This window comes from Marinobacterium marinum (genome assembly GCF_013868415.1).
Taxonomy (GTDB): Bacteria; Pseudomonadota; Gammaproteobacteria; order Pseudomonadales; family Balneatricaceae; genus Marinobacterium; species Marinobacterium marinum.
The window spans coordinates 24,572-41,873 of sequence record NZ_JACEMT010000053.1 but is presented as its reverse complement, the minus strand read 5'-3'; the positions used below and the strand labels follow the sequence as shown (position 1 = coordinate 41,873).

17 protein-coding genes are annotated in these 17,302 nt (G+C 58.1%); 9 read left to right on the top strand and 8 right to left on the bottom strand.

Annotated features, from left to right (window positions below; translation table 11 throughout):
- Position 1 precedes the first annotated feature (1 nt).
- Genes H1S06_RS13325 through pilM form a run of 4 tightly spaced genes read right to left on the bottom strand, consistent with a single transcriptional unit; the run spans position 2 to position 2,785 of the window.
- The gene (locus tag H1S06_RS13325; protein WP_255483102.1) at positions 2 to 568 is read right to left on the bottom strand and encodes a pilus assembly protein PilP; all 567 of its coding nucleotides are present in this window, start codon (positions 566 to 568) and stop codon (positions 2 to 4) included.
- The gene (locus H1S06_RS13320; RefSeq protein ID WP_181741026.1) at positions 552 to 1,157 is read right to left on the bottom strand and encodes a type IV pilus inner membrane component PilO; all 606 of its coding nucleotides are present in this window, start codon (positions 1,155 to 1,157) and stop codon (positions 552 to 554) included. Before H1S06_RS13320 ends, H1S06_RS13325 begins: the two co-directional genes overlap by 17 nt.
- Positions 1,157 to 1,708, bottom strand: a complete 552-nt coding sequence (locus H1S06_RS13315) for a PilN domain-containing protein (RefSeq protein WP_181741024.1) — start codon at positions 1,706 to 1,708, stop codon at positions 1,157 to 1,159. The genes H1S06_RS13320 and H1S06_RS13315 overlap by 1 nt, the downstream gene beginning before the upstream one ends.
- Before the next feature lie 18 nt (positions 1,709 to 1,726).
- Positions 1,727 to 2,785, bottom strand: coding sequence for a type IV pilus assembly protein PilM (gene pilM, locus H1S06_RS13310; RefSeq protein ID WP_181741022.1), 1,059 nt, complete (start codon positions 2,783 to 2,785; stop codon positions 1,727 to 1,729).
- Positions 2,786 to 2,946: 161 nt separating this feature from the next.
- Between pilM and H1S06_RS13305 the strand changes: the two genes are divergently transcribed.
- On the top strand, positions 2,947 to 5,448 hold the full coding sequence (locus tag H1S06_RS13305) for a penicillin-binding protein 1A (protein WP_181741020.1): 2,502 nt from the start codon (positions 2,947 to 2,949) through the stop codon (positions 5,446 to 5,448).
- 64 nt (positions 5,449 to 5,512) lie between these two features.
- Here H1S06_RS13305 and H1S06_RS13300 read toward each other — a convergent pair whose 3' ends face one another.
- Both H1S06_RS13300 and rpmE read right to left on the bottom strand, forming a co-directional pair.
- Positions 5,513 to 6,757, bottom strand: coding sequence for a malic enzyme-like NAD(P)-binding protein (locus H1S06_RS13300; RefSeq protein WP_181741018.1), 1,245 nt, complete (start codon positions 6,755 to 6,757; stop codon positions 5,513 to 5,515).
- A 250-nt stretch (positions 6,758 to 7,007) separates the two neighbouring features.
- Positions 7,008 to 7,223, bottom strand: coding sequence for a 50S ribosomal protein L31 (gene rpmE / locus H1S06_RS13295; protein WP_181741016.1), 216 nt, complete (start codon positions 7,221 to 7,223; stop codon positions 7,008 to 7,010).
- Positions 7,224 to 7,443: 220 nt separating this feature from the next.
- On the opposite strand from rpmE, the gene H1S06_RS13290 reads away from it, so the two are divergent.
- From H1S06_RS13290 to H1S06_RS13255, 8 genes are all read left to right on the top strand, one after another.
- Positions 7,444 to 9,648: a primosomal protein N' gene (locus H1S06_RS13290; RefSeq protein ID WP_181741014.1), complete on the top strand. Its 2,205-nt coding sequence runs from the start codon at positions 7,444 to 7,446 to the stop codon at positions 9,646 to 9,648.
- Positions 9,649 to 9,741: 93 nt separating this feature from the next.
- A complete protein-coding gene (argS, locus tag H1S06_RS13285; RefSeq protein WP_181741013.1) occupies positions 9,742 to 11,499 on the top strand; it encodes an arginine--tRNA ligase in 1,758 nt (585 codons plus the stop codon).
- A 3-nt stretch (positions 11,500 to 11,502) separates the two neighbouring features.
- Positions 11,503 to 12,153 (top strand): SPOR domain-containing protein, encoded by a 651-nt coding sequence (locus tag H1S06_RS13280; RefSeq protein ID WP_181741011.1) that lies wholly within the window; start codon positions 11,503 to 11,505, stop codon positions 12,151 to 12,153.
- Between the two features lie 77 nt (positions 12,154 to 12,230).
- Complete coding sequence (gene hslV, locus H1S06_RS13275; RefSeq protein ID WP_181741009.1) at positions 12,231 to 12,770, top strand: ATP-dependent protease subunit HslV; 540 nt, start codon at positions 12,231 to 12,233, stop codon at positions 12,768 to 12,770.
- Between the two features lie 2 nt (positions 12,771 to 12,772).
- Positions 12,773 to 14,113, top strand: a complete 1,341-nt coding sequence (gene hslU / locus H1S06_RS13270; protein ID WP_181741007.1) for an HslU--HslV peptidase ATPase subunit — start codon at positions 12,773 to 12,775, stop codon at positions 14,111 to 14,113.
- A gap of 114 nt (positions 14,114 to 14,227) precedes the next feature.
- Entirely contained in the window at positions 14,228 to 14,608 is a 381-nt protein-coding gene (locus H1S06_RS13265; RefSeq protein WP_181741005.1) for a gamma-butyrobetaine hydroxylase-like domain-containing protein, read from the top strand.
- A gap of 65 nt (positions 14,609 to 14,673) precedes the next feature.
- Positions 14,674 to 15,432: a bifunctional demethylmenaquinone methyltransferase/2-methoxy-6-polyprenyl-1,4-benzoquinol methylase UbiE gene (gene ubiE / locus H1S06_RS13260; RefSeq protein ID WP_181741003.1), complete on the top strand. Its 759-nt coding sequence runs from the start codon at positions 14,674 to 14,676 to the stop codon at positions 15,430 to 15,432.
- 18 nt (positions 15,433 to 15,450) lie between these two features.
- Positions 15,451 to 16,077, top strand: coding sequence for a ubiquinone biosynthesis accessory factor UbiJ (locus H1S06_RS13255; protein WP_181741001.1), 627 nt, complete (start codon positions 15,451 to 15,453; stop codon positions 16,075 to 16,077).
- Positions 16,078 to 16,148: 71 nt separating this feature from the next.
- Here H1S06_RS13255 and H1S06_RS13250 read toward each other — a convergent pair whose 3' ends face one another.
- Both H1S06_RS13250 and H1S06_RS13245 read right to left on the bottom strand, forming a co-directional pair.
- Complete coding sequence (locus tag H1S06_RS13250) at positions 16,149 to 16,562, bottom strand: CopD family protein (RefSeq protein WP_181740999.1); 414 nt, start codon at positions 16,560 to 16,562, stop codon at positions 16,149 to 16,151.
- Between the two features lie 45 nt (positions 16,563 to 16,607).
- Positions 16,608 to 17,282, bottom strand: coding sequence for a fumarylacetoacetate hydrolase family protein (locus tag H1S06_RS13245; protein ID WP_181740997.1), 675 nt, complete (start codon positions 17,280 to 17,282; stop codon positions 16,608 to 16,610).
- Positions 17,283 to 17,302: the final 20 nt, after the last annotated feature.

Sequence of the window (17,302 nt, the reverse complement as noted above, 5' to 3'; positions counted from 1 at the left end):
CTTATAAATCCTGCTGTTCTTCTAACGTCAATGTACGTGGCCGCTTCATCCAGCCACCGCGTCCGTTCTCAATAATTTCCACCAGATGGAGTTCATGCTCACTGATTGTGGTCACTTCACCGTAGTCATTCCCCAGATAGCTGCCCGCGATGACACGATGCACCTCGTCTCTGGGGTCCTTGATCAAGGCCCAAAGCGTATCGCCACCCGGTTGGGTAATGATGCCCACCATCTGCAACTCGTCAATGGAAAACTCTTCGAGATACTCCTTGGGTCGCTCGGTATCAGGCTGAATGGCCTCATCCGCTGCCAGATCTTCCCGCTCACCCGATGTCCGAACAATCGGGCGGAAGGGGTTGCGCAAGCTGACTCCCTCGTAGACAAAGCCTTCATAGGGTTTGAAGGCCGGCAGCGGCTCAATTTTGCCACTGGGACGTGCCTGCTGCTCACGGGTATAGCGTTGCAGGTCCTGAGTATCATCCACCCACAGACAGCCCGACAACGGCAACATCAGAAGCAGGGCCAGCCCCAGCCGACCCTGGGAACGTGCGTTATTTCGTATCATCATAGCGGTAAGTCTTCGCGCTGATTTCCATTGATAACTGACCATTCTCATCAGGCTCAAGCGAGAAATCGTGCAGTGTCACGATACGCTTGATAGCCGCCACACCACTGACGAACTCACCCATCTGGTGGTAGTTGCCTCGCACCATAATCCGAATCGGCAGTTCCACATAGAACTGTTCCTTGCGCTCCGGCTGCAGTGCAATCAGCTCGGATTCCAGGCCCGCCGAGCGCACGATTTCAGTAATGTCATCCAGCAGGTCAGGCACTTCCTTGTCGGTCGGCAGCTGTTTCAACAGCTCGGTGAAACGACCTTCCACATCTGTCATCTGCTTACGCAGGGCATCCAGGCTCGCAACTTGAAACGCCTTGGTCTTGTATTCCTGTTTGAGTTCCTGCTCTTTGCTGATTTCACGATCGATCGCAGCGTGCTTGTCCTTGATGAAGAAGTGCAGGCCTCCTCCCACCACCAGACCGAATACCAGCAAATACACGACAGCCTTGACACCGACAGGCCAGCTGCCGGCCTGGTTGACATCAACATTATTGATGTCAAATCCCTGAAACGCGCGCTTGAATGAGTTGGCGTCCATTATTGTGCCTCCTCAGCATCGGGGCGAGTCATGCCGACTTTCATATTGAATCGTTTCAGGCCGCTCTCCGCGTCATCAACACGACTGAAGTCCGGCTCTTCGAACCAGATGGAACTGTCCAGACGACGGATCAGTTCAGATACATCCTTGTTGTTTTCGGCCAGACCATCGATCGTAATGGTTTCTTCGGTCCGTACCAACGACTCATAGTGGATGCCATCCGGCAACACCCGCACCAATTCGTCAAAGTTACGCACAATCACCGGCCGGTTGCCCTGCAGCTGCTGAATCGCCTTCAGACGTTCCAACAGCCGCTCACGTTTGGCACGCAGCTCACGGATTTCCTTGATACGCTGGTCCAGTTTGGTTATTTCAGATTTCAGATACCCGGTACGCGCTTTTTGGCGCTCCATCTGAACATCGTAATAATAGCTAACCCCCAGCACGACCAGTACGCCCAGCAAGGCAGCAGCGGCAATATTGCCGACAAAGCGCTTTCGTTGCCGTTCGTTCCGCTCTTCGCGCCAGGGTCTGAGGTTAATACGTGCCATACATAATCCCTGTGATCCCTAAATATCAAAGCTTCGCTGCGCCAAACCACACGCTTTGAGCAGAGAAGGAGCATCCTTCTGCAACCGGGCCGCGTTAACCTTGGAGGCCATCTGCATGTTGATGAACGGGTTGGCGATATAGGACGGCACACCGACCTCGTCACTAACCATAGCGGGTAACCCTTCCAGACCCGAAGTCCCGCCCGCCAGATACAGCTTGCTCAGCTGCCCCTGTGAGCCGGACGAATAATAGAACTGCAGGGCGCGCGAAATCTGCTGCACCACCGTTTGACGGAACGGCAGCACCATCATCTCCATAATGTCAGAATCAAGTTCATCCGTACTCAGCAAGCGCTCCACCTCGGCGACTTCGAGCCCTTTCTGCTGGTGGATCATATTGGTCAGATCATTACCACCGAAAGCCTGTTCGCGGTTATAGATGATTTTATTGCCCTTGAACACGTTGAGCGTCAGCGTAGCAGCGCCGATATCCACCACACCCACCAGCTGACCACCCGACTCGCCCGTTTCCAGCAACGGCAGGGTACGTTCAATGGCATAGGTGTCGATATCAATCACCTCGCACTTAAGCCCCGAACCATCGATAGCGTCCTCCCGGCTGTCCACATCATCCCGGCGACAGGCAACCAGCAGAATGTCGTTCAGCTCGGGCGCCTTATCCACCGGCCCCTGAACTTCAAAATCCAGCGCGACTTCTTCCAGCGGATAGGGAATGAACTGGTCGGCCTCGATCTGCACCTGCTCTTCCAGCTCCATGCCAACAAAAGCATTGCTGATTTCCAGGCGTTTGGTAATAACAGTCGAGGACGGCACCGCCGTAACGGCATGTGAGAGATTAATACCACAGACTTTAACGCCGCGTTCAATAGCGTCAGACACCTCACCGGGGATCTCGACATTGCCATCGACCACCGCTGTCGGGGGCAACGGAACGACAGCATAACCTTCAATCTGGTACGACTGTCCATGTTTAGTGAGCGCTACCAACTTGACAGAAGCAGACCCTATATCCACTCCCACCCAGCCGGCGGTCTTTGGCTTAAATAAGCTGAGCACGACATTTTCCTTATATCATCAACCAGGTGAAGTCCCGCAGACGGTCACAATGTAGCCTGATTCAGGAACAATTTAAACTACCAGTACAGTGTGGACCGGGCTGGTTACACCTATATAATGATCCAGCTCTATTTTTTTCCACCGGAATCTCCAAGGCCAGCATGCGAATTCTGAAACGGCTATTTAAATGGATCATTACCCTGTCTCTGATCGGCGTCTTAATCGGGGCGGCAAGCCTTGCCGGGGTGTACTACTATTTCAGCCCCGAACTGCCCGATGTCCAAAGTCTGCGACAGGTCCAATTCCAGACTCCGCTACGCGTCTATTCGACCGACGACAAGCTGATCGCCGAATTCGGCGAAAAGAAGCGCACACCGATCCCGTTCGACCAGATCCCCGAGGGCTTTACCCAGGCACTTCAAGCAGCCGAAGACGCCCGCTTCTTTGAGCACTTCGGCATCGACATCAAGGGCTTGAGCCGCGCCGCATTCCAGCTGGCATCCACCGGTCGCATCCAAAGCGGCGGGTCTACCATTACCATGCAGGTCGCGAAGAACTTCTTTCTGACCCGCGAACAGACCTTCCGTCGCAAATTCATCGAGATCCTGCTGGCCCTGCAGATAGAGCAAGAACTATCCAAACAGGAAATCATGGAGCTGTACGTCAACCAGATCTATCTGGGCCATCGTGCCTACGGCATCCAGGCCGCAGCCAATACCTATTACGGCAAGGATATCAACGCCCTTGACCTGGCTCAGTTGGCCATGATTGCAGGTCTGCCCAAGGCCCCTTCCGCCTTTAACCCGATCACCAACCCCGACCGCGCCCTCGAACGCCGAGACTGGATTCTGGGACGTATGCTGCAACTGGGCTACATCTCGCAACAGGCACATGACGATGCCGTCGCCACTCCCGTAACCGCGCGTTATCACCGCAGCGACATCGAACTGGACGCACCCTACATCGCTGAGATGGTTCGTCAGCAGCTGTATGAGCAGTACGGTGAAGAGCTGTATACCGAAGGCTACCGTGTGTGGACAACGATCGACAGCCGCATGCAGGCTGAAGCCATAGCAGCCCTGCGTCGCGGTCTGCTCGACTACACCCATGATCACGGCTATCGAGGTGCTGAAGCCAGCATCGACCTCGACACGCTTGAACCCGAAGATCAGCTTAGCACCCTGCGCCAGCACACGGCCTATGCCGGCCTTGAGCCCGCCCTGGTGCTGGAGGTGACCGATGATGGCGCACGATTGTTACGTACCGATGGCAGCGAAAGCCCTCTGGACTGGGAGCAGATGAAGTGGGCCCGCGCCTACCGCAGTCCATACTGGCTGGGGCCGGTCCCCAAACGTCCGCGCGACGTCCTGGAAGCGGGCGATATTATCCGCATCATGCCGAATGAAGACGGCCAACTGCGCCTGACCCAAATACCGAAAGCCCAGGGGGCTCTGGTCGCCCTGAACCCACAGGATGGTGCCATTCGTGCACTTTCGGGCGGCTTCAGCTTCTACAACAACAAGTTCAACCGCGTGACTCAGGCTTATCGCCAGCCCGGCTCGAACATCAAGCCGTTTCTGTACACGGCAGCACTGGAAAACGGCTTCACTCCGGCATCGATCATCAATGATGCTCCCATTGTCTACCATGATGCCAGCCTCGAAGGCGTCTGGCGTCCCGAAAATGACAACGGCAAATTCAATGGTCCAACCCGCCTGCGCGAGGCCCTGTACCGCTCCCGCAACCTGGTCTCCATCCGACTGATGCGCGCGCTCGGTGTCGAACGAGCTCGTGAGTTCATTCTGCGCTTCGGCTTCGAACCCGAGAATTACCCAGGCAACCTGTCCCTGTCACTGGGCAGCGCAAGCTCAACCCCACTGCAGGTTGCACGCGGCTATGCGGCACTGGCCAACGGCGGCTTTCTGATCCAGCCCTATCTGATCGATCGTATTGAAAATGACGCCGGAGACATCCTGCTGAAAGCCAATCCCCTCCACGCCTGCCCCGAGTGTGACGTGATCATGGCCCCTGCCACCACGTCTGAAGCAGAAACCGGTACGGAAACCGTCGCCGCCGATACTCCAGCTGCAGTCTCCGGGGCCGCCATTACTGCATCCAATTCACTGTACAGTCAGCTGCAAACGCCGGAAAGCATCGGTGCCGATCCGCTGCCGGCCCCCCGCATCATCACGCCACGCAACGCTTTCCTGATCTATGACATCATGCGTGACGTTATTACCCGTGGTACAGGCCGCCGCGCCCACGTACTCAAACGCTCCGACCTGGCCGGCAAAACGGGCACTACCAACGAGCAAAAGGATGTCTGGTTCAGCGGTTTCAGTCCGGACCTGGTAGCCACTACCTGGGTCGGATTCGATCAACCCTCATCACTGGGCCGAGGCGAGTATGGCAGCAGCCGAGCCCTGCCGATCTGGATCGATTTCATGGAAGAGGCCCTGCAGGATCTGCCGAACAACCCGCCCGCCGTACCGCCGGGCATTGTCCGTGTACGCATCGATCCCGCCAGCGGAAAACGCGCCTACAGCGGACAAAAAGATGCCATTTACGAGTACTTCCGTAGCGAGGATGTTCCGCGTGAAACGGCCCGCAGCCCCGAAGAACAGAAAGCAGCCCCGGCAACCGAAGCGATTTTCGGCTACTGATCCCGGATAACGCGCAATAAAAAACCGCTGCCAGGCAGCGGTTTTTTTGGGTCCGAACTTCGTTTTACAGCGGGTAGTTCGCCGGCATCGGCAGACGCGCCACACCCGTATCGATTGCCGCCTGGGCAACCGCCGAAGAAATGACTCCCAGCAAACGTGAGTCTGTCGCTTTCGGCAGGATATATTCGCGACCGAAAGACAACTCCTGCAGACCATAGGCCTCCAGTACTTCAGACGTTACCGGCTCCTTTGCCAGATCGGCCAGAGCTTTCACCGCCGCTTCCTTCATTTCTTCATTAATCGCGGTGGCACGCACATCGAGTGCACCACGGAAGATAAACGGGAAGCCCAGGACGTTGTTGACCTGGTTCGGGTAATCGGAACGACCAGTCGCCATGATCACATCAGAACGGGTCTTGTGCGCCAGATCCGGCTTGATTTCAGGATCAGGGTTCGCACAGGCGAAGACGATCGGGTTGTCCGCCATCTTCAGCAGATTTTCCGGAGAGAGCAGATCAGGACCCGACAGACCGACAAATACGTCAGCGTCAGTAACCGCATCCTCCAGAGTACGCTTATCGGTTTCGGTGGCAAATGCCGCCTTTTCCGGTGTCAGATCTTCGCGACCGGAGTGGATCACACCCTTACGGTCCAGCATGAAGATATTTTCGACCTTGGCACCCATATTGATCAGCAGCTTCATACACGCACTGGCAGCAGCGCCAGCGCCCAAGCATACGATCTGAGCTTCTTCCAGCTTTTTGCCGGCCAGTTCCAACGCATTAATCATGCCCGCCGCCGTCACAATCGCGGTACCGTGCTGATCATCGTGGAATACCGGGATCTTGCAGCGCTCGATCAGGGCTCGCTCGATCTCGAAGCACTCGGGTGCCTTGATGTCTTCCAGGTTGATTCCGCCAAAGGTCTCCGCGATACGAGCAACCGTATCGATAAATGCCTGAGGGCTTTCTGCATCCACTTCGATATCAATGGAGTCGATATCGGCGAAGCGCTTGAACAGCAGAGCCTTGCCTTCCATAACCGGCTTGGACGCCAGCGGGCCCAGATTTCCCAGACCCAGGATAGCGGAACCGTTGGAGATCACGGCAACCAGATTACCCTTGGCTGTGTAGCGGTACACGGCATCCGGGTCTTTGGCAATCTCGCGGACCGGTTCGGCCACGCCCGGCGAATAGGCCAGTGCAAGATCACGCGAAGTCTCAGCAAGAGTAGAAAGCTCTACACTGATTTTACCCGGTCGCGGAAACTCGTGGTAATCGAGAGCAGCTTGTTTAAAATCTTGAGACATGGTTGCTGTTTCCAACTAAGTTTTTATAAGACGAACTTGCATCATATATAAAACCCATAACCACAACAACTGCCCTCCAGACGATGCAATTTAGGACTTCAGTGCCCTTTTAAATGGTACTTATGCATCAATTTCAGCAGTCCTTGCAGCCCAACACCCAAGTGCTCGGTAGAGGAAAAAACGGCAGGAGACAGATACAAAAAAGGCACTCGCGATGAGTGCCTTTTTGCGTTCACATGGAAACCGTCGCTTATGACTTGAAGCCACGAGAACCGAAACGTTTCTTGAAGCGGTCAACACGGCCACCAGAAGTTGCTTCCTTCTGCTTACCGGTGTAGAACGGGTGGCACTGGCTGCATACGTCGACCAGCATGTCTTCACCCAGGGTAGAGCGGGTGTTCATCACGTTACCGCAAGAGCAAGTAACAGTGATTTTGGTATATTCCGGATGGATACCAGCTTTCATCTTAAACCTCGACAAAATTGGCGTGCCGCCACCCGGTCGCATATGACGCCAGGCACCGCACATTTAATGGCGTACTCTCACAAGTACAATAGATAGAACCAAGGCGCGAAATTATACGCCCCACACCCACTACCGGCAAGCAAAAACGAGCATTCCCCGGAACGATCAAACCCTCTAGACTGACTCTCCCAGCGCTCACACGCCACAGCGAGGCCCTGCTTTGATTTTTCGCGTAGCCATTCCGACACCCCTGTACCGCCTGTTCGACTACCGCCCTCCGGTCTATGGGCCTGAAGCGGCTCTCCCAGGCTGCCGTGTACGCGTTCCCTTCGGTCGCCGCGAAGCCATCGGTATTCTGGTGTCACTGGCAGACAGCAGCGAAGTACCTCTCGACAAACTCAAGCCGGTACTCGAGCTGCTGGATGCCAGGCCAGTACTGACGCCGGACCTGTTTCACCTGGCGAGCTGGGCCGCCCGGTACTACCAGCACCCGATCGGGGATGCTTTACAGCAGGCGCTCCCCGTTTTGCTGCGCCAGGGACAGCCCGACCGCTTCCAGCACCAGACGCTGTGGCGAGCCGCTACCACCGCCACCATGGAGCAGCTTTCGGCGCGCGCTGAGCGACAACGCGAACTGCTGGCGCTTCTGCTGGACCATCCACAGGGCATCAGCACCGATGCGCTGCGAGCTGAAGGCGGTAACCCCGCATTACTGAAAACGCTGGCGGAGAAGGGGCTCGCCGTTCCCTTCGAACACCTGCCTGCACTCCCGCATGCAGATGAGCAGGGCTCCGATATTCTGCGCGAACCCCCATTGCCACTGCATGATGAACAGCAAGCGGCCGTCGAGGCCCTGCACCAGGCACGCGGATTTACCCCCATACTGCTGGAAGGCGTCACCGGCTCCGGCAAGACCGAAGTCTATCTACAAGCCATTCAACGCTGCCTTGAACAGGGTACCCAGGCGCTGGTACTGGTACCCGAAATAGGACTGACACCACAGACCATTACCCGCTTCAAGGCACGCTTTCGCGTACCGGTACTTGCGCTGCACTCCGGCCTGACCGACCGGCAGCGTCTGGATGCCTGGCTCTGGGCCCGTGAAGGCAGCGCACGTATTCTCATCGGCACCCGCTCCGCCATTTTCACCCCACTGCGCAATCCCGGTCTGATCATTGTCGACGAGGAGCACGACGGCTCATTCAAACAGCAGGACGGATTTCGCTACCATGCCCGCGACCTGGCCGTTTTTCGCGCTCGCGAGTATGACATTCCGGTTCTGCTGGGCAGTGCCACACCATCCCTGGAAACCCTGCACAACGCCCTGAGCGGACGCTTCCACCATCTGCACCTGAGCCGGCGGGCCGGCAATGCCAAACCACCCCGGTTCGAGCTGCTCGATATCCGTCAGCAACAGCTGGATGCAGGCCTGTCCACGCCGCTGCTACAGCGCATTCATGAACATCTGGCCCGCGGCACTCAGGTGTTACTGTTTCTGAACCGCCGCGGTTTTTCGCCCGCACTGGTCTGTCATGACTGCGGCACACCGGTCGACTGCACCCGCTGTGATGCTCGCATGACCCTGCACCGCAAGCCACCACATCTGCATTGCCACCACTGCGATCGACAAACCCCTATTCCTCGCCAATGCGCACACTGCGGCAGCACCCAGTTACGCCCGGCCGGCAACGGTACCGAACGCATTGAAGAACGCCTCGCCGACCATTTCCCGCACACGCCCGTCCTGAGGGTCGACCGGGACAGCACCCAGCGCAAGCACGCACTGGAACGCATCATGACACAGGTACACAGCGGCGCCCCCTGCATTCTGGTCGGCACCCAAATGCTGGCCAAGGGGCATCACTTTCCTAAAGTGACCCTGGTTGCGGTACTGGATGCGGATGCCGGACTGTTCAGTGCCGACTTCCGCGGCATGGAGAAAACCGCCCAGCTGATTCTGCAGGTAGCCGGCCGCGCCGGTCGCGCCGATCTGCCAGGGGAAGTACTGCTGCAAACCTTCAACGCCGACCACCCCATGCTCAACACGCTGGTCCATACCGGCTATGACGCCTTTGCCCGAGAAGAGCTTGGTTTGCGCCGCGGCGGCCATTTGCCACCCTTTGCCCACCACGCACTGATTCGCGCCGAAGCCGGCCAGCCCGCCCTGGCCGAAAACTTCCTGCTCAGCCTGAGAGAACTGGCCGACCAGCAGCAACTGCTGCCGGCGGGTGTCCAGAGCATCGGCCCCTTCCCCTCTCTGATGGAAAAACGTGCCGGACTCTTCCGCGCCCAGTTGCTGCTGCAATCCCGGCAACGCAGCCCCCTGCATCAGGCGCTGGCAGTACTGACCGGACTGATGCAGGCGCATCCGGAGTCACGACGGGTACGCTGGACACTGGACGTAGACCCCGTCGACAGCTACTGACCGGCAATCTGATTGGCAATTGACCAGCCCCGCAACATATAATGTCCGGTTTATTGCATCCTTCTGATCTTCAATTCCAGCCAGAGTACCCCGATGAAAGAACAGATTGCCCAGCTGATTGACGCGGCCCTTTCAACCCTGACCGCCAACGGCATCCTGCCGGCCGACATCACTCACAACATTCAGGTGGAAAACACCCGTGACAAGGCCCACGGCGACTTTGCCAGCAACATCGCTCTGACTCTGGCTAAACCGGCCCGACGCAACCCGCGCGAACTGGCCCAGCTGCTGTGTGATGCCCTGCCGGCCAGCACCAGCGTGGAAAAAACCGAGATTGCAGGCCCCGGCTTCATCAACTTTTTCGTCAGCCAGGCATCTACTTTCTCTGTCGTCGGCGACATTCTGCAACAGGGTGACACCTTTGGCCGTGCCGCCCCCAACTCCGGACCGCGCATGCAGGTCGAGTTCGTATCAGCCAACCCGACCGGCCCCCTTCACGTGGGTCACGGCCGTGGCGCCGCCTATGGCGCCACCGTTGCCGACCTGCTGGAAGCGGCGGGGATCGAGGTAGAACGCGAGTACTACGTCAACGACGCCGGCCGGCAGATGAACATCCTCGCCGCCAGTGTCTGGTTGCGCTACCTGGAACAGCACGAGCAGGAACTGACCTTCCCCAGCAACGGCTATCAGGGCTATTACATCCGCGACATCGCCCATGACCTGATCAAGGAGCACGGTGACCGCTTCAACCGCCCGATCACGGATGTATTTGCCGATATCCCGGCGGACGAACCCGCCGGCGGCGATAAGGAAACCCACATTGATGCACTGATCGAGCGCGCCCAGCAGCTGCTCGGCGACGACTACGGCCTGGTGTTTGATGCCGGCCTGAACTCCATCCTCGGTGACATCCGCGAAGACCTGGCCGAATTCGGCGTCAATTATCAGGAATGGTTCTCCGAACGCTCCCTGACCAGCAGCGGCGATGTCAGCCGCGCATTGGAACAACTGGACGCCAAAGGCTACCTGTACGAAGAAGAAGGCAACCTCTGGTTCCGCTCCACCGACTTCGGTGATGACAAGGACCGCGTAGTCAAGCGCGCCAACGGCCAGACGACCTACTTCGCGTCCGATATCGCCTACCATATGAACAAGTTCGAACGCGGTTTCGACAAGGTCGTCAACATCTGGGGAGCCGACCACCACGGCTACATCGCCCGTGTGAAGGCCGCGATCCAGGCCATGGGATACGATTCCGAAAAACTGGAAGTGCGCCTGGTGCAGTTCGCCATCCTCTACCGCGGCAGCGAACGCGTGCAGATGTCCACCCGCTCCGGCTCTTTCGTGACCCTGCGTGAACTGCGCAATGAAGTCCGCAACGATGCCTGCCGCTTCTTTTACGTAACCCGCAAGGCCGATCAGCATATGGACTTCGACCTGGAGCTGGCCAAGTCCGAATCCAAGGACAACCCGGTATACTATATCCAGTACGCCCACGCGCGCGTCTGCTCGGTGCTGCGCAAGCTGGACAGCGAAGGCATGGCGTGGGACCAGACTGCCGGTCTGGCATCCCTGGAGCGCCTGGAAAGCGAAACAGAGAAGGACCTGGTCAAGCAACTGGCCAAATATCCGGAAACCCTGCAGCATGCCGCGCTCAACTTCGAACCGCACATGCTGGCCAACTACCTGCGCGACCTGGCCGGTGACTTCCATACCTGGTACAACGGCCACAAGCTGATCATCGACGACGCCGAGCTGCGTAATGCCCGTTTGACTCTCAGCGTGGCCGTACGCCAGGTACTGGCGAACGGTTTGAAACTGCTGGGCGTTTCCGCACCGGAGCAAATGTAAGTAATGGCCAAGCAGGACTTCGCCCGCAAGCGCCGCAACGGCTCCAGCGCCAGCCGCAAGCCCGCGCGCCAACCGGCACGCCAGGCGGCACCCAAGCGTGCCGCGCCGCCGCCACGGCGTACGCCGTGGAAACTGCTGTTGCTCACCCTCATCGTATTGGGCGGGCTCGGCTACTTGCTGTTTACTCTGGTACAGACACCACCGGAAGCCGAAACCGATACCACAACCACGGCACAACCTGAATCACGGCCGGCACCCGTTGCGAAACCGACTCCTGCCCCCAAGCCGGAACCAAAGCCAGAGCCAGAGCCAGAACCGGAAAAGAGCAAGTTCGAGTTTTACGAAATGCTGCCCAAGGCCGAGGTGGTCGCTCCTAAAGTGGACGTATACAAATCCACTCCCAAGGATGCCAAACTGGAGTACCGCTACCTGCTGCAGGCCGGTTCCTTCCGCGACCCCGCCGATGCCGAGCGCATGCGTGCCAAATTGATTCTGCAAGGCTTTCCCGGTGTTCGGACCGACCGCTCGGAAGGCGGCAATGGCATCTGGTATCGCGTCCGCCTGGGCCCTTTCGACAACTACGCCGCCATGAGCCAGGCGCGCAACAAGCTGGGCAAACTCCGCATCATCCCCATGCAGATCCGGATCGATTGATCCGGGTCTGCCCCTTGAAATCCGCTCGAACGCATCCATATCTGTACACAATACCGGACCGATAGGATGTATCTGTTATGACAACAATTGTTTCCGTACGCCGTGGCGACCAAGTGGTAGTCGGCGGTGATGGCCAGGTTTCCCTGGGCAATACCGTAATGAAAGGCACCGCAAAAAAGGTCAACACTCTGCCCAAGCACCAGGTCATTACTGGTTTTGCCGGCAGCACAGCGGATGCCATCACCCTGCGCGACCTGTTCGAGCAGCAGCTGGACAAGCATCAGGGCAATATCGTCAATGCCGTCATCCACCTGGCCCGCGAATGGCGTTCCGACCGCGTCCTGCGTCGACTGGAAGCACTGATGCTGGTCGCCAACAGCGAGAAAACCTATCTGATCTCGGGCAACGGCGACGTGATCGAGCCTGAAGACGGTGTAATCGCCATCGGTTCCGGCGGTAACTATGCGCTGGCAGCGGCCCGTGCCCTGGTCGACAATACCGACTTGAGTGCCCGTGATATCGTCGAAAAAAGCCTGCACATTGCGGCCGGCATCTGTGTCTTTACCAACAACAACCTGACCATTGAAACCCTGACCAACAGCCGCGAGGAGAGCTGAACATGTCCAACATGACCCCGCGCGAAATCGTGCATGAACTCAACCGCCACATCATTGGTCAGGACGATGCCAAGCGCTCCGTCGCCATCGCACTGCGCAACCGCTGGCGCCGCATGCAGCTGAACGATGAGCTGCGCCCGGAAGTCACGCCCAAAAACATTCTGATGATCGGCCCGACCGGTGTCGGCAAGACCGAAATCGCCCGCCGCCTGGCCAAACTGGCCAATGCACCTTTCATCAAGGTGGAAGCCACCAAGTTCACCGAAGTCGGCTATGTCGGCCGCGATGTGGAAACCATTGTCCGCGACCTGGTAGAAATGGCGGTCAAAATGGTGCGCGAACAAGCCATGGAACAGGTGCGTTTCCGCGCCGAAGAAGCCGCCGAAGAGCGTATTCTGGATGCCCTGCTGCCCCCGGCTCGCTCAACCGGGTTCGGTCAGGAAGAGGAGTCCAGCAAAACCGACAGCGCAACGCGCCAGATCTTCCGCAAGAAGCTGCGTGAAGGCCAGCTGGATGACAAGGAGATCGAAGTCGAAGTCTCCCAGCAACCCATGGGCGTTGAGATCATGGCACCTCCGGGCATGGAAGAGATGACCAGCCAACTGCAGAACATGTTTTCCAACATGGGTCAGGAGCGCAAGAAGTCTCAGCGCCTGAAGGTGAAAGATGCCTTCAAGCTGCTGACCGATGAAGAAGCGGCCGCACTGGTCAAGGACGAGGAAGCCAAGCAGAAGGCCGTCGAGCTGGTGGAACAGAACGGCATCGTGTTCCTGGATGAGATCGACAAGGTCTGCAAGCGAGGCGACAACAACGGCGGCGGTGACGTGTCTCGCGAAGGCGTACAACGCGACCTGCTGCCACTGATCGAAGGCTGCACCGTCAACACCAAGTACGGCATGGTCAAGACCGACCATATCCTGTTCATTGCCTCCGGCGCCTTCCACCTGGCACGCCCGTCCGACCTGATTCCCGAGCTGCAGGGCCGACTGCCGATTCGAGTCGAACTGAATGCCCTGACGCCGGATGACTTCCGCCGCATCCTGACCGAACCCAAAGCCTCCCTGACCGAGCAGTACAAGGCACTGCTGGCCACGGAAGGTGTGGATATCGCTTTCACCGAAGACGGTATCGAACGCATCGCCCAGCTGGCCTACGAGGTCAACGAGAAGACCGAAAACATCGGCGCACGCCGCCTGCACACCATGATGGAACGCCTGCTGGACGAACTGTCCTTCTCCGCATCCGACAAGACCGGCGAAACCGTGCAGATCGATGCCGCCTACGTCAATTCACAACTGGATGAACTCAGCCATGACGAGGATTTGAGCCACTACATCCTCTAACCGGCTCAGCACCGCACTGCGCCGTCGCGTCCTTTACTGACCGCGGACTCGACGGCGCTTTCAGCATTCGGCGACCGGGCAAACCCTGCCCCGGTCCATTTACGGAGCCTTACCATGAGCCCTTCGGTTCCCCTGCCTTCCGATATCAAGCTTCACCTCAAGTCCCGCACCCTGGAGCTGATCTATGCCGACGGCCCTTTCGAGCTGACCGCCGAATTCCTGCGCGTCCACTCACCGTCCGCCGAAGTACGCGGCCACGGCATCGGCAACGGCATTCTGCAAACCGGCAAACGGCACGTCGGCCTCAAGGGAGTCGAGCCTGCCGGCAACTATGCCCTGAAAATCATTTTTGATGACGGTCACGATACCGGACTCTATACATGGGAATACCTGTACGATCTGGCACATAATCAAGCCGACTACTGGCAACGCTACCTGAGCCAACTGGAAGCCGCCGGCGCATCCCGCGACAACGGCCTGATCGCCCGCGGCTGAGCGACAAATGGCGCGGCGCGGGGTAGAATGCGGACACATTTCGGATAACAGTCGGACAGAAACTCATGTCAGAGCAGAACGAGAAAAAAACCACTCACTTCGGCTATCAGGATGTGCCGGTTGAAGAGAAGGTAAAACGGGTTGCCGATGTCTTTCACTCGGTGGCTGGCAAATATGACCTGATGAACGACCTCATGTCCGGCGGCATCCATCGTCTTTGGAAGCGCATTACCATCGACCAGAGCGGCGTGCGCCGCGGTCACAAGGTACTGGACATTGCCGGTGGTACCGGGGACCTGACCCGCAAATTCGCCCACATGGTCGGTCAGGAAGGCAAGGTAGTGCTGGCCGACATTAACGACTCCATGCTCAAGGTCGGGCGCGACAAGCTGCTCAACTCCGGCGTGGCCGGCAATGTGGAATATGTGCAGGCCAACGCCGAATGTCTGCCATTCGAAGACAACACTTTCGACGTTATCACCATTGCCTTCGGCCTGCGTAACGTGACCGACCAGAATGCGGCCCTGGCCTCGATGCTGAGAGTGCTCAAGCCGGGTGGTAAGCTGATGATTCTGGAGTTTTCCAAAACCGACAGTGCCGCATTGACCAAGCTGTATGACTTCTACTCCTTCAACATTCTGCCGCAGATGGGCAAGGCTATCGCCGGTGATGCAGACAGCTACCGCTATCTGGCCGAATCGATCCGCAAACACCCCGACCAGGAAACCCTGAAGGGCATGATGGAGCAGGCCGGTTTCGTCAACTGCCGTTACCAAAACATGACCGGCGGCATTGTCGCCCTGCATACCGGCATCAAGCCCTGAGCCGGAAGGAGTGTCACTATGGCCACCCACATGCTCAACGCCACCCTGCTGACACTGGCCGAGGAAAGCCTCAACCGACTCCTGGCGCGTGACGGGGTGACACTGGCACAACTGGGCATGCTGGCCGGACGGACAATCCGGATCGACTGTAGCCAACCCGAAATGCACGTTTACCTGCTGCCGCATGCCGGCGGCGTCGACCTGTTGGCCGACAGCGCCACCCCAGCGGATGCCTGCATTCGCGGTTCGGCCCTGGACCTGATGCGACTGCCTCAGGCCGGTAACGAGGTTCTATTTGGCAAGGGCGTCACCCTTACGGGTGACACGGCGCTGATTCATCGCCTGCAGCAGATTCTGGCAGCCAGTCAGGTTGACTGGGAGGCCTGGCTGGCGGACCTGATCGGTGATACTGCCGCACACCCATTGGCGAATCTGCTGCGCTCGGCAACTCATCAGCTGCGCTACAGCGGCAGCAGCCTGATTCACAGTCTGGAAGAATACCTGCACGAGGAAGCCCGCCTGCTGCCCACCCGGGTGGAAATCGAGATCTGGCAGGAAGAAGTCGAGACACTGCGCGAGTCTACCGACCGACTGGAGGCCCGCCTGACGCAATACGAAGCCCGGCTACCCAAGGCGCCAGACTGACATGCGGCTCGGGCAGCGGTCGCTGAGCATCGGCCAGCTCCTTCCCTTCACCGCTGCCAGTGTCCCCTTCACTAGAACGGCTTGACCACCACGAAAATCAGGATCGGCACGAAGATCAGCAGCGGCAGCTCATTGTAAAGACGGAAATAGCGGCCGCTGCGATTGAGTTCCCCGCGCTGCAACTGCTTCAGGTACGCACGACACCAGACGTGATATCCGATCAGGAACCCGACAAACAGTAGCTTGGCATGCAGCCAGCCACCACTGAAGCCATAACCCAACCAGAGCCAGAGCCCCAGTCCCAGCGTGAAAACGGCCATCAGCGTCATGAAACCGTAGAGCTTGCGCGCCATGATCGCCAGACGCGCTACATCCTGCCCCGCTTCACGCCCCTCCACATAGTGCACAAAGATACGCGGCAGATAGAAAATCCCCGCCATCCAGCTGGTCATGGCCAGAATATGCAGCATTTTGTACCAGAGCATTACTCTCCCCTTGTCGGCACCCGGGTGCCCTTGTTGCCGGTGATATCAGGATACAGGATCCTGTACGGAGGTTTCGACGCGCAGCAGGTCCACCAGTTCCACACGTAACGTATCGCCCGGCAAAACCGGGCCGACACCTGCGGGGGTACCGGTCAGCACCACATCGCCAGGCTCCAGGGTAAACCACTCGCTGGCATAGGCCAGCAACTTGAGCACCGGCGTCAGCATCTGTGCCGAATTGCCGTCCTGCCGTACTTCACCATTCACGCTCAAGCGAATCTGTACATCCGTCAGATCCTTCACCGATGCCGGTGACAGAAAGGCCGACAAGGGGCAGGCACCGTCAAAACATTTGGACTTTTCCCAGGGCTGCCCTTTGGCCTTCAGGTCGTCCTGCACGTCGCGCAGGGTCATATCCAGCCCCAGGCCAATACCGGCAATGGCATGCATGGCCTGCTGCTCATTGGCATGGTGCAGGGTTTCACCGATCAGAATCGCCATCTCGGTTTCAAAATGCACGGCACCCCGGTGGGCCGGAATACGGAATGGCTGCTCCATCGGCACCACCGTGGTTGCCGGTTTAATGAACAGAATCGGCTCTTTCGGCACGGGATTGTTCAATTCTCGCGCATGCTCGGCATAGTTGCGCCCAATACATACCACTTTCCCCAGCGGCAGCTCCACATCGCGGCCATTGACCGCACGGTGTCGATAACTCATTGCATGTTTCTCCCAGCAAC